The organism is Pseudomonas sp. D1-36 (genome assembly GCF_051132205.1).
GTDB lineage: Bacteria > Pseudomonadota > Gammaproteobacteria > Pseudomonadales > Pseudomonadaceae > Aquipseudomonas.
This window is the reverse complement of sequence record NZ_CP071674.1, coordinates 5,411,405-5,423,277: the sequence shown is the minus strand read 5'-3', so window position 1 is coordinate 5,423,277 and position 11,873 is coordinate 5,411,405. Positions and strand designations below refer to the sequence as shown.

Below are 11,873 nucleotides of genomic sequence, written 5' to 3'. Positions count from 1 at the left end.
AAATCAGGCAGGCTCCACCGTCCCGATGAAGTTCGCCAGCTCCGCCGTCTGCGGATCGGCGAACAGCAGCTTGGGATCACCCACCTCGTGCACCTTGCCCTGGTGCATGAACACCAGTTTGTCGCCCACTTCCCGGGCGAAACGCATTTCATGGGTGACCATGATCAGTGTCATGCCTTCCTTGGCCAGTTGCCGCACTACGCTGAGCACTTCGTTGACCAGCTCTGGGTCCAGCGCCGAGGTGATTTCATCGCAAAGCAAGACTTTCGGCGACATCGCCAAGGCACGGGCGATCGCCACCCGTTGCTGCTGCCCGCCAGACAAGCGGTCGGGGAAGGCGTCGAATTTTTCGCCGAGCCCGACCCGTTCGAGCATCTGGCGGGCCAGTTCCACCGCCTTGGCCTTGGGCACTTTTTGTACAACCTGCGGCGCGAGCATGACGTTTTCGCCGACGGTCAGGTGCGGGAACAGATTGAACTGCTGGAACACCATCCCGACTTTCTGCCGCAGGCTGCGCAGGTCGGCGCGGGCCGCGTCGAGGTATTCGCCGTCCACTTCGATCACGCCATCGTTGATCGATTCCAGGCCATTGAGGGTGCGCAGCAGGGTGGATTTGCCCGAGCCGCTGCGACCGATGATCGCCACCACCTGGCCTTCTTCGATACTCAGGTCGATGCCTTTGAGCACATGGTGATCGCCGTAGTATTTATGCAGGGCGGAAATTCTAAGCAGAGGCATGCAGTCTCCTTTCCAGGTAGCGCGCGCTGAGGGACAGGGGGTAGCAAAGGAGGAAATAACCGAGGGCGACCAGGCCATACACCATGAACGGCTCGAACGTGGCGTTGGCGAGCATGCCGCCGGTCTTGGTCAGTTCGGTAAAACCGATGATCGACGTCACGGCCGTGCCCTTGACCACCTGCACGGAAAAGCCAACGGTCGGCGCCACGGCGATGCGCAGGGCCTGGGGCAGGATCACGTAGCGCAACTGCTCCAACGGGTTGAGGGCCAGGCTCGCGGAGGCTTCCCATTGGCCGTTGGCAATCGAGTCGACACAACCGCGCCAGATCTCCGCCAGGTAAGCGCTGGTGAACAGCGTCAGGGCAATCGCCGCCGCCATCCACGGCGAAATCTCCACCCCGGCCAGGGCCACGCCGAAGAACACCAAAAACAGCTGCATCAACAGCGGCGTGCCTTGGAACAGCTCGATATACGTGCGGGCAATGTTGCGGGGCAGGGCGCGTTTGGAGATGCGCAGCACCATCACCAACAAGCCGACCACACCACCGCCGATAAACGCCACCAGCGAAAGCGCCAGAGTCCATTGCAGGCCGGTGAGCAGGTTGCGCACCACGTCCCAGAACGTGAAATCGCTCATTGGCTGCTCCTGGCGATGTAGCGACGCCCGACCCAATTCAGGAACTGGCGGATCAGCAGTGCCATGCACAGGTAGATCAGCGTCGTCAGTGCGTAGGTTTCAAAGGCGCGGAAATTGCGCGATTGGATGAAGTTGGCGGCGAAACTCAGCTCTTCGGTGGCGATCTGCGAACAGACCGCTGAGCCGAGCATCACGATGATGATCTGGCTGCTCAAGGCCGGCCAGACCTTGCCCAGCGCCGGCAGCAGCACCACGTGGCGGAACGCTTCGAAGCGGCTCATCGCCAACGCCGCGGCGGCTTCCAGTTGCCCTCGTGCAATGGCCTGGATACCGGCCCGGATGATCTCGGTGGAATACGCCCCCAGGTTGATCACCATCGCCAGCACCGCCGCTTGCCACTCGGAAATCTGCAAGCCAAGGGACGGCAAGCCGAAGAAGATGAAAAACAGTTGGACCAGGAACGGCGTGTTGCGGATCAGCTCCACGTACACGCCAAAGATCGCCGCGAACGGACGGATATTCCACGCCCGCACCACCGCGCCGACGATGCCCAGGCCAACCCCGAGCAACGCGCCGATGGCTGTCAGTTCCACGGTGAACAGCGCACCGCGCAACAGCAGCTCGGTGTTTTGCACCACCGGCAGAAAATCGAACTGGTAAGCCATGCTCAGCCTCTCAAAGGACGATCAGAGGTCGGCCGGCAGCGGTTGCTTGAGCCAGGTCTGCGCGTTCTTTTCCAGGCTTCCGTCCGTCTTGGCGGTGGCGAGAATCTGGTTGACCTTGTCCAGCAACGCCGGCTCGTTCTTGTTCACGCCCACGTAGACCGGAGAATCCTTGAGTTTCACTTTCAGCGCCGGGACGCGCTTGGGGTTGCGCTCGCTGATGGCGACCATCACCACGTTGCCGCTGGCGATCAGGTCCACCTGACCGGCCAGGTAGGCGGCGATCGTCGAGTTGTTGTCTTCGAAACGCTTGATGGTGGCGCCTTCGGGGGCGACCTTGGTCAACTCGATGTCCTCGATAGCGCCACGGGTGACGCTGATGGTCTTGCCCTTGAGGTCGTCCAGGCCGGTGATTGCGGCATCGGGCGGGCCGAACACGGCGAGGTAGAAGGGCGCATAGGCGCTGGAGAAATCGATGACCTTTTCACGCTCCGGATTCTTGCCCAGGCTGGAAATCACCAGGTCGACCTTGCCTGTGGTCAGGAAAGGGATGCGGTTGGTGCTGTTGACCGGCGTCAATTCCAGTTTGACCTTGAGCTGGTCGGCCAGCAGTTTCGCCGTGTCGATATCCAGGCCGCGCGGCTTCATGTCCGGGCCGACCGAACCGAACGGTGGAAAATCCTGGGGCACCGCGACCTTGAGCGTGCCGCGTTTTACCACGTCTTCCAGGCCATCGGCGTGGGCGGGCAATTGGCAAAGCATCAGGCTGGCAAACAGGGCAGTGAGCAGGACGCTGCAACGCTGGATCATGGTGAATCTCCGCGGTCGATGGTGTGATTTCTCCGATCGGACACAGCACAGGGCATGCCAAACCGGGCGTCGGTCCGCCAAAGCCACGGTTTTGCAGGCACCGGTCGGTCTGACTGGTCTGAACAGTTGGGTTGTTTTTCGCACCGTTATCGAGCGTCGCGTCGGGCGGCCGAACCCCGCTGGGGCACGACTTGCCGGGGGCTTCGAATAGCTTTACAACTAGCCGCTCATTCGTCCGGGTTGTCTGGAAAACCATGAATTCCATCGCTCGTGCCGTGCCTGAAGTGGCGCTGCAAGCCATCCGCAAACTCATCGTCGACGAAGGCTTCGGCCCGGGCGATGCGCTGCCCTCTCAACGGGACCTGGCCTTGCAACTGGGCGTCAGCCGGGCGTCTCTGCGCGAGGCGCTGTCATCGTTGAGCGCCCTGGGGTTGATCAGCGTCCAACCGGGTAGGGGCGTTTTCGTCCAGGGAGCAGCGCAGGTCGCGCGCGACGACTCGACAGCGCGCTGGCCGTTCGCCGCCCAGGCCTCGCCGGTGGATATCTTCCAGCTGCGCTATGCCCTTGAAGGTTTCGCGGCCGGATTGGCGGCCGTGACGTTGAGCGCCGATGAACTCGACGCACTGGATGACAACGTCGAGGCCATGCGCCGCGAATTGAAGGCCGGGGAGTTCGACGCAGCGGCACAACTGGATTTCGAATTTCACCGGCGCATTCTGCTGGCCAGCGGCAACCAGGCGATGTTGAGCATTCTCACCGCCAGCGCCGATATCTTCCTTGAGAGTCAGAAGCTACCGTTCATCAGGGCGGAGCGGGCGATGGAAACGTGGCAGGAACACCGCAAGATCCTTCGCGCCCTGGCCCGTCGCGCATCGGTTTCGGCGCACAAAACCATGCAAGAACATGTACGTAATGCTGCGTTGCGCACCGGTATTTCCTTCATCGCCCCGACCGCTTCCTGACGTGGGCCATACGTAAACCCATCGGTCACCATAGGGAGACTCAATCAACTGCGGCTTCCTGAACCTGGGAAGGGCAGCTATGATGGGCCACGTTTTTTTGCTGATTACCCCGGAGATTTCCATGAGCAGCGATCTGATCAAACACGTTAGCGACGCTAGCTTCGAAGCTGACGTACTCAAAGCCGAAGGCGCAGTGCTGGTCGACTATTGGGCTGAGTGGTGCGGTCCTTGCAAAATGATCGCTCCGGTCCTGGACGAAATTGCCGAGACCTACAAGGGCAAGCTGACCGTTGCCAAGCTGAACATCGACGAAAACCAGGAAACCCCGGCCAAGCATGGCGTGCGTGGCATTCCGACCCTGATGCTGTTCAAGAACGGCAACGTCGAAGCCACCAAGGTCGGCGCGCTGTCGAAGTCGCAACTGGCCGCGTTCCTCGACGCCAACATCTAAGCGTCGAATGCCTTGCCAAAAGCCCCGCAAATCGCGGGGCTTTTTCGTTATCCGGGGCTAGACGCTCGCAAATCCAGGTGTTACATTCGGCCCCGCACTGGTTTCTCCATTGCCCCCTGCAAGCCGTCGCCGACGCTCTCCTTTCGAATAAGTACGCGATCCTGTCGCCTTCTCCGCGGCGCGGCCTCATTAAGCCAAAAGCTTAATTTTCCCCTCCATAAATGATTACGTCATTCCTATATGAATCTGACTGAACTCAAGCAAAAGCCGATTACCGAACTGCTCGAATTGGCCGAACAGATGGGCATAGAAAATATGGCCCGTTCGCGCAAGCAGGACGTGATTTTCTCCCTGCTCAAGAAGCACGCGAAAAGCGGCGAGGAAATCTCCGGTGATGGCGTGCTGGAGATTCTCCAGGACGGCTTCGGCTTCCTCCGCTCCGCAGACGCTTCCTATCTCGCCGGCCCGGACGATATCTACGTCTCGCCGAGCCAGATCCGTCGCTTCAACTTGCGCACCGGTGACACCATCGTTGGCAAGATCCGCCCTCCTAAGGAAGGCGAGCGTTACTTCGCACTGCTCAAGGTCGACACCATCAACTTCGACCGTCCGGAAAACGCGAAGAACAAGATTCTCTTCGAGAACCTGACTCCGCTGTTCCCGACCGTGCGCATGAAGATGGAAGCCGGCAACGGTTCCACCGAAGACCTCACCGGTCGTGTCATCGACCTGTGCGCACCTATCGGCAAGGGCCAGCGTGGCCTGATCGTGGCGCCGCCGAAGGCGGGCAAGACGATCATGCTGCAGAACATCGCGGCCAACATCGCCCGTAACAACCCTGAAGTCCACCTGATCGTGTTGCTGATCGATGAGCGTCCGGAAGAAGTGACCGAGATGCAGCGCACCGTGCGCGGCGAAGTGGTTGCCTCGACGTTCGACGAGCCGCCGACCCGTCACGTGCAGGTTGCCGAAATGGTGATTGAGAAGGCCAAGCGCCTGGTCGAGCACAAGAAGGACGTGGTGATTCTGCTCGACTCCATCACGCGTCTGGCCCGTGCCTACAACACCGTCATCCCGAGTTCCGGCAAGGTACTGACCGGTGGTGTCGATGCCCATGCCCTGGAAAAGCCGAAGCGTTTCTTTGGCGCCGCGCGAAACATCGAAGAAGGCGGTTCGCTGACCATCATCGCCACCGCGCTGGTCGAAACCGGCTCGAAGATGGACGAAGTGATCTACGAAGAGTTCAAGGGTACCGGTAACATGGAACTGCCCCTGGACCGTCGCATCGCCGAGAAACGTGTATTCCCGGCCATCAACATCAACCGTTCCGGTACCCGTCGCGAAGAATTGCTGACGGCCGATGACGAGTTGCAGCGCATGTGGATCCTGCGCAAGCTGCTGCATCCGATGGATGAAGTCGCGGCCATCGAGTTCCTGGTCGACAAGCTGAAAACGACCAAGACCAACGATGAGTTCTTCCTGTCGATGAAACGCAAGTAAATCGAGCAGGCCAGCAAGAGCCGGGGAAACCCGGCTTTTTGCTGTCCGTGCATTCACTATTCTGGACGGGCGGCGTTAAACTCGGGCCCCCGAACGCCACGGACACCATGAGGCTTTTGCATGCAGTATCGCGACTTGCGCGACTTTATCAGCGGTCTGGAACAGCGCGGCGAACTCAAGCGCATCCAGGTGCCGGTGTCACCCGTCCTGGAAATGACCGAGGTCTGCGACCGCACCCTGCGCGCAAAAGGCCCGGCGCTGCTGTTTGAAAACCCCACGGGTTATGACATTCCGGTGCTGGGCAACCTGTTTGGCACGCCGGAGCGCGTGGCCCTGGGCATGGGCGCCGAGGCGGTCAGCGAGCTGCGCGAGATTGGCAAGCTGCTGGCGTTCCTCAAGGAGCCCGAGCCGCCGAAAGGGCTGAAGGACGCTTGGTCCAAGCTGCCGATTTTCCGCAAGATCATTTCCATGGCACCGAAGGTGGTCAAGGACGCGGTCTGCCAGGAAGTGGTGATCGAGGGTGACGATGTCGACCTGGCCATGCTTCCGGTGCAGACCTGCTGGCCGGGCGACGTCGGGCCGCTGATCACCTGGGGCCTGACCGTCACCAAAGGCCCGAACAAGGACCGTCAGAACCTGGGTATCTACCGTCAGCAGGTGATTGGCCGCAACAAGGTCATCATGCGTTGGCTGAGCCATCGGGGCGGCGCGCTGGATTATCGGGAGTGGTGCGAAAAGCATCCCGGCCAGCCATTCCCGGTGTCGGTCGCGTTGGGCGCCGATCCGGCGACCATCCTCGGCGCTGTCACGCCCGTGCCCGACAGCCTCTCCGAATATGCGTTTGCCGGCCTGCTGCGCGGCAACCGTACGGAGCTGGTGAAGTGCCGGGGCAACGATTTGCAAGTGCCGGCCACCGCAGAAATCATCCTTGAAGGCGTGATCCACCCCGGCGAAATGGCCGATGAAGGTCCCTACGGCGATCACACCGGTTATTACAACGAGGTAGACAGCTTCCCGGTGTTCACTGTCGAGCGCATCACTCACCGGATCAAGCCGATCTACCACAGCACCTACACCGGTCGTCCGCCTGATGAGCCGGCGATTCTTGGCGTGGCGCTGAACGAAGTGTTCGTGCCGATCCTGCAGAAGCAGTTTCCGGAAATCACCGATTTCTACTTGCCGCCCGAAGGTTGTTCCTATCGCATGGCCGTGGTGACGATGAAGAAGTCGTATCCTGGGCACGCCAAGCGAGTGATGCTGGGCGTCTGGTCGTTTTTACGACAGTTCATGTACACCAAGTTCGTTATCGTCACCGACGACGATATCAACGCACGGGATTGGAACGACGTGATCTGGGCCATCACGACGCGCATGGACCCCAAGCGCGACACGGTGATGATCGAGAACACGCCGATCGACTACCTCGACTTCGCCTCGCCGGTATCCGGCCTCGGGTCGAAGATGGGGCTCGATGCCACGCATAAATGGCCCGGTGAAACCACCCGCGAGTGGGGTCGGGTTATCGTCAAGGATGAAGCCGTTACCCAACGGATCGATGCCATTTGGAATCAGTTAGGAATAGATTGATGCGTGTAACCTTGCAGCCTTCCGGCGCGGTGCTGGAGATACAGCCGGCCGAGCGGATTCTCGACGGCGCGCGGCGCCTGGGCTACGACTGCCCCCAAAGCTGTCGTAATGGCAACTGCCATGTCTGTGGCGCATTGTTGGTGGAAGGTCGCGTGGAGCAGGCCGGTGAAGTGCGTGACCATGGCGAGATCTTCACGTGCATCGCCGAGCCGCTGGAGGACTGCGTGGTGTTGTGGGATGGCGTGTTGGCACCGGGCGAGCTGCCGGTGCGCAACCTGGCGTGCCAGGTCAGCGAATGCGTTGAAGTGGGCGGCGACGTCTGGCGGGTACGCTTGCGCGCGCCAGCGGGCAAACCGCCGCGCTACCACGCCGGGCAATACCTGTTGATCGAGCGCGACAACGGTGAAAAATCAGCCTTCTCCCTCGCTTCGGCGCCGCACTCGGGGCGCGACCTGCAACTACACGTGCTGGTGCGCGAAAGCAGTGCGCAAAAGCTCTTGGAGCAACTGCAGCGCAACCCCAATGTGCGCATCGAGATGCCGTTTGGCGACACCCACCTGTCCGAGCTTCCTGACGGTCCGCTCGTGCTGATCGCCGCCGGGACCGGCATGGCGCAGATGCACAGCTTGATCGAGCACTGCCGCGCGGCGGGCTTCAAGCACCCGGTGCACCTGTATTGGGGCGTACGGCGACCGGAAGATTTCTACGAAATCGAGCATTGGGACGAATGGAAAAAACTGCCGAACCTGTTCCTGCATAAAGTCGTCAGCGACTTGTGTGGCTGGGAAGGGCGCTGCGGGATGCTCCATGAGGCGGTGTGCGAGGACATCAGCGACCTTTCTGGTGTGCACGTCTACGCCAGCGGCTCGCCGGCCATGATCTATGCCACCCTCGACGCCCTGGTGGAAGCCGGCATGGACGCTCACCAGATGCGCGCCGATGTGTTTGCGTATGCGCCAAGGGCCTGACCCAACCGAGCCTTGAGCTGTGCCGTTGTGGCGAGGGAGCTTGCTCCCGCTGGACCGGTCCGACGCCTCGGGCGAAGCAGTCCCAAAAGAGGCGGTCGCTGCGCAACCGAGCGGGAGCAAGCTCCCTCGCCACAAAAGCCCTGACCGCCCTCGATATAACTTCATATATTGCGTTTCGGTATTTAGTTGGCCGGCCAGATACCGATAACGTATATAGCGTCGGGCTGGCATTTAACTTGCCTCGCTCCTCACGAACGTCAACACACTGGCGTCCCTTTATTTTCTGAGAAGCCAACCGCTAACGGCCATGACCGCTATCGAATCCGCCATTACCTGCGCCTTATACCCGCCACGACTCGAGCTGGGTGCGCAGCTGACCCATGAACAACTGCTCGCCTCGATGCGATTGACCATGAGTCTCCACCAGGGCGGTCCGGTCTGGTTGTTCGCGTACGGTTCATTGATCTGGCGGCCGGAATGCACGGCGGTGGAGCGCGTGCGCGGTCGGGTCCATGGCTACCATCGCGGTTTATACCTGTGGTCCCACGAACATCGCGGCACTCCGGAGTTGCCAGGGTTGGTGTTCGGACTGGATCGCGGCGGTTCGTGCAGCGGTTTCGCCTACCGGCTGCCGGAGGAAAACCTCGAGGATTCGCTGTTCGCGTTGTGGCAGCGGGAAATGCCGGTGCCGTCCTATCGCCCGCACTGGCTCAGTTGCCGTCTCGAGGATGGCAGCCGGGTGCAAGCCTTGGGTTTTGTGTTGGAGCGACACCTGCCGAGCTATGCCGGCAACTTGCCGGACCACGTGCTGAGCCAGGTCTTTGAAAGCGCCTGTGGGCGTTACGGCACCACTCGCGATTATGTCGAGCAGACCGTCCACGCCCTGCGCAGCCACGCCATGCCAGACCGGAACCTGGAGGCGCGGCTCAAGCGCTGCCAATCAATGTGGGATCAGGCGACCGCTTCGCGGCTCTGACTGGCGATCTGCTTGTGCCACAAGGTTGGCGCAAGGAACGCCATCGCCAGCAGACAAGCGCCGACCAGCAGTACAAAACCGCCGTCCCAGCCGAAATGGTCGACGGTATAGCCCATGGCGGCGCTGGCCGCGACCGAACCACCCAGGTACCCGAACAGGCCGGTGAAACCGGCGGCGGTGCCGGCGGCTTTTTTCGGCGCCAGTTCCAATGCCTGCAAGCCGATCAGCATGACTGGGCCATAGATCAGGAAGCCGATGGATACCAGGGCAATCATATCGACGGTCGGGTTGCCGGCCGGGTTCAGCCAGTACACCAGGGTGGCCACGGTCACCAGGGCCATGAATACCATGCCGGTCAGGCCACGATTGCCACGGAAGATCTTGTCCGACATCCAGCCACACAGCAGCGTGCCGGGAATGCCCGCCCACTCGTAGAAGAAATAGGCCCAGGAGCTCTTGTCCACCGTGAAGCCCTTGGCTTCCTTCAGGTAGGTCGGTGCCCAGTCCAGCACCCCGTAGCGCAGCAGGTAGACGAAGACGTTAGCCATGGCGATGTACCAGAGCATCTTGTTGCGCAGCACGTACTTGACGAAAATTTCCTTGGCGCTGAATTCCTTTTCGTGGCTGTCGTCGTAGCCTTCCGGATAATCGTCCTTGTACTTCTCGATCGGCGGCAGGCCCACCGATTGCGGGGTGTCGCGCATGGTCGCGAAGGCAAACACCGCAACGGCAAGTGCTACGGTAGCGGGCACATAGAATGCCGCATGCCAGTCATTGAACCAGCCCATGCCCAGCAGGAACAACGGGCCGATAAGGCCGCCGCCGACGTTGTGCGCCACGTTCCACACCGACACCACGCCGCCGCGTTCCTTCTGCGACCACCAGTGCACCATGGTCCGTCCGCTCGGTGGCCAGCCCATGCCTTGTGCCCAGCCGTTGATGAACAGCAGGATGAACATGATCGTCACGCTGGACGTCGCCCAGGGCGCAAAACCGAAAATGAACATCACGCCGGCTGATACCAGCAAGCCGAATGGCAGGAAATAGCGGGGGTTCGAGCGGTCGGACACCAGGCCCATCAAGAACTTCGACAAGCCATAGGCAATCGCGATGGCCGACATGGCCAGGCCGAGTTGACCACGGGTGTAGCCCTCGTCGATGAGGTAGGGCATGGCCAGGGAGAAGTTTTTGCGCAGCAGGTAGTAACCGGCATAGCCGATGAAAATCCCCGCGAAGATCTGCCAGCGAAGGCGTCGGTAGGTGCTGTCTATTTTTTCTTCAGGCAGGGTTGCCTGATGTGCGGCGGGTCGAAAGAAAGCAAACATTCAAGTGCTCCAGAATTCTTGTTTTGACTGCGGATGCGAATGTTACAGTTTCGTTACCGAAAATAGCATTGGTTCGAATCAGCAAAACAGTGGAAATGCTGGATTTGGCATGTTCTTTTATGAACATGTCGCTCAGATATAAATGAAGGGCGTTGCGGGAATGGCGAAGCCGGGTCGTAGGGCTTCGACCCGGTACAGATGAAAGAGAATCGCAGCCAATCAGCGAACCTGCACCACCACCTTGCCGACCGCCTTGCGCTGCCCCAAGTCATTGATCGCCTGGGCGGCATCGTCCAGCGGGTAGACCTGCGACACCAGCGGCTTGAGCTTGCCTTCGGCGAACCAGCCGAACAGCTGCTGGAAGTTGGCGGCGTTGTCCTGGGGCTGGCGCTGGGCGAAGGAGCCCCAGAACACACCGACCACCGAGGCGCCCTTGAGCAAGGCCAGGTTCACCGGCAATTCGGGAATGCGCCCGCTGGCAAAGCCAACCACCAACAACCGGCCGTTCCAGGCGATGGCGCGCACGGCCTGGTCGAACAGGTCGCCGCCCACCGGGTCGTAGATGACATCGGCGCCCTGGCCGTCGGTGAGGCGCTTGATTTCGTCCTTCAGGCTGGTTTCGTTGTAGTTGATCAACTCGTCAGCACCGGCGGCCTTTGCCACGGCGAGTTTTTCCGCGCTGCTGGCGGCCGCGATGACTCGCGCACCCATGGCCTTGCCGATTTCCACCGCCGCCAGGCCGACCCCGCCGGAGGCACCGAGCACCAGCAGGGTTTCTCCGGGCTTCAGGTTGGCGCGCTGCTTGAGGGCGTGCATCGACGTGCCGTAGGTCATGCTGAACGCGGCCGCGGTGTTGAAATCCATGGCGGAGGGAATCGGCAGCACGTTGTAGCCCGGTACCGCTACTTGCTCGGCGAAGCTGCCCCAGCCGGTCAGGGCCATGACCCGATCACCAACTTTCAGGTGGCTGACCTTTTCCCCTACTTCGCTGATGACCCCGGCCGCTTCGCCACCCGGGGAAAACGGGAAGGGCGGCTTGAACTGGTATTTGCCCTCGATGATCAGCGTGTCAGGAAAATTCACCCCGGCGGCGTGCACATCCAGCAACACTTCATTCTTCTTTGCGACAGGGCTGGCGACGTCTTCCAGCACCAGCGATTCGGCGGGACCGAATTCTTTGCACAGCACGGCTTTCATCAGGGCTATTCCTTTGGGAGTGATGGCCGATAAGTGTAGGTGTGAGAGTCAACGGGTCAA

Annotated in this window: 12 protein-coding genes; 6 read left to right on the top strand and 6 right to left on the bottom strand. The window is 60.8% G+C overall.

What is annotated here, in order from left to right; genetic code table 11:
• Window positions 1-3: 3 nt before the first annotated feature.
• Genes J3P76_RS24460 through J3P76_RS24445 form a run of 4 tightly spaced genes read right to left on the bottom strand, consistent with a single transcriptional unit; the run spans window position 4 to window position 2,847 of the window.
• Window positions 4-738, bottom strand: coding sequence for an amino acid ABC transporter ATP-binding protein (locus tag J3P76_RS24460; RefSeq protein ID WP_420765119.1), 735 nt, complete (start codon window positions 736-738; stop codon window positions 4-6).
• On the bottom strand, window positions 725-1,375 hold the full coding sequence (locus J3P76_RS24455) for an amino acid ABC transporter permease (protein WP_420765118.1): 651 nt from the start codon (window positions 1,373-1,375) through the stop codon (window positions 725-727). The genes J3P76_RS24460 and J3P76_RS24455 overlap by 14 nt, the downstream gene beginning before the upstream one ends.
• On the bottom strand, window positions 1,372-2,040 hold the full coding sequence (locus tag J3P76_RS24450) for an amino acid ABC transporter permease (RefSeq protein ID WP_420765117.1): 669 nt from the start codon (window positions 2,038-2,040) through the stop codon (window positions 1,372-1,374). Before J3P76_RS24450 ends, J3P76_RS24455 begins: the two co-directional genes overlap by 4 nt.
• Before the next feature lie 21 nt (window positions 2,041-2,061).
• Window positions 2,062-2,847, bottom strand: a complete 786-nt coding sequence (locus J3P76_RS24445; RefSeq protein ID WP_434561687.1) for a transporter substrate-binding domain-containing protein — start codon at window positions 2,845-2,847, stop codon at window positions 2,062-2,064.
• A gap of 254 nt (window positions 2,848-3,101) precedes the next feature.
• On the opposite strand from J3P76_RS24445, the gene J3P76_RS24440 reads away from it, so the two are divergent.
• The 6 genes from J3P76_RS24440 to J3P76_RS24415 all read left to right on the top strand — a co-directional run bounded on the left by J3P76_RS24440 (window position 3,102) and on the right by J3P76_RS24415 (window position 9,291).
• On the top strand, window positions 3,102-3,809 hold the full coding sequence (locus J3P76_RS24440) for a FadR/GntR family transcriptional regulator (protein ID WP_420765115.1): 708 nt from the start codon (window positions 3,102-3,104) through the stop codon (window positions 3,807-3,809).
• A gap of 121 nt (window positions 3,810-3,930) precedes the next feature.
• Window positions 3,931-4,260, top strand: a complete 330-nt coding sequence (gene trxA, locus J3P76_RS24435; protein ID WP_003206727.1) for a thioredoxin TrxA — start codon at window positions 3,931-3,933, stop codon at window positions 4,258-4,260.
• Window positions 4,261-4,500: 240 nt separating this feature from the next.
• Window positions 4,501-5,760, top strand: coding sequence for a transcription termination factor Rho (gene rho, locus J3P76_RS24430; protein ID WP_003206716.1), 1,260 nt, complete (start codon window positions 4,501-4,503; stop codon window positions 5,758-5,760).
• Window positions 5,761-5,880: 120 nt separating this feature from the next.
• Window positions 5,881-7,347 carry a 4-hydroxy-3-polyprenylbenzoate decarboxylase gene (gene ubiD, locus J3P76_RS24425; protein WP_420765114.1) on the top strand — a complete coding sequence of 489 codons (1,467 nt, stop codon included), beginning with the start codon at window positions 5,881-5,883 and terminating at the stop codon, window positions 7,345-7,347.
• Window positions 7,347-8,315 (top strand): CDP-6-deoxy-delta-3,4-glucoseen reductase, encoded by a 969-nt coding sequence (locus J3P76_RS24420; protein WP_434561693.1) that lies wholly within the window; start codon window positions 7,347-7,349, stop codon window positions 8,313-8,315. The genes ubiD and J3P76_RS24420 overlap by 1 nt, the downstream gene beginning before the upstream one ends.
• A gap of 307 nt (window positions 8,316-8,622) precedes the next feature.
• Window positions 8,623-9,291: a gamma-glutamylcyclotransferase gene (locus J3P76_RS24415; RefSeq protein WP_420765112.1), complete on the top strand. Its 669-nt coding sequence runs from the start codon at window positions 8,623-8,625 to the stop codon at window positions 9,289-9,291.
• On the opposite strand, the gene glpT is transcribed toward J3P76_RS24415, so the two are convergent.
• Complete coding sequence (glpT, locus tag J3P76_RS24410) at window positions 9,267-10,616, bottom strand: glycerol-3-phosphate transporter (protein ID WP_434561697.1); 1,350 nt, start codon at window positions 10,614-10,616, stop codon at window positions 9,267-9,269. The genes J3P76_RS24415 and glpT overlap by 25 nt on opposite strands.
• 219 nt (window positions 10,617-10,835) lie before the next feature.
• Complete coding sequence (locus J3P76_RS24405; protein ID WP_420765110.1) at window positions 10,836-11,813, bottom strand: NADPH:quinone oxidoreductase family protein; 978 nt, start codon at window positions 11,811-11,813, stop codon at window positions 10,836-10,838.
• Window positions 11,814-11,873 lie beyond the last annotated feature (60 nt).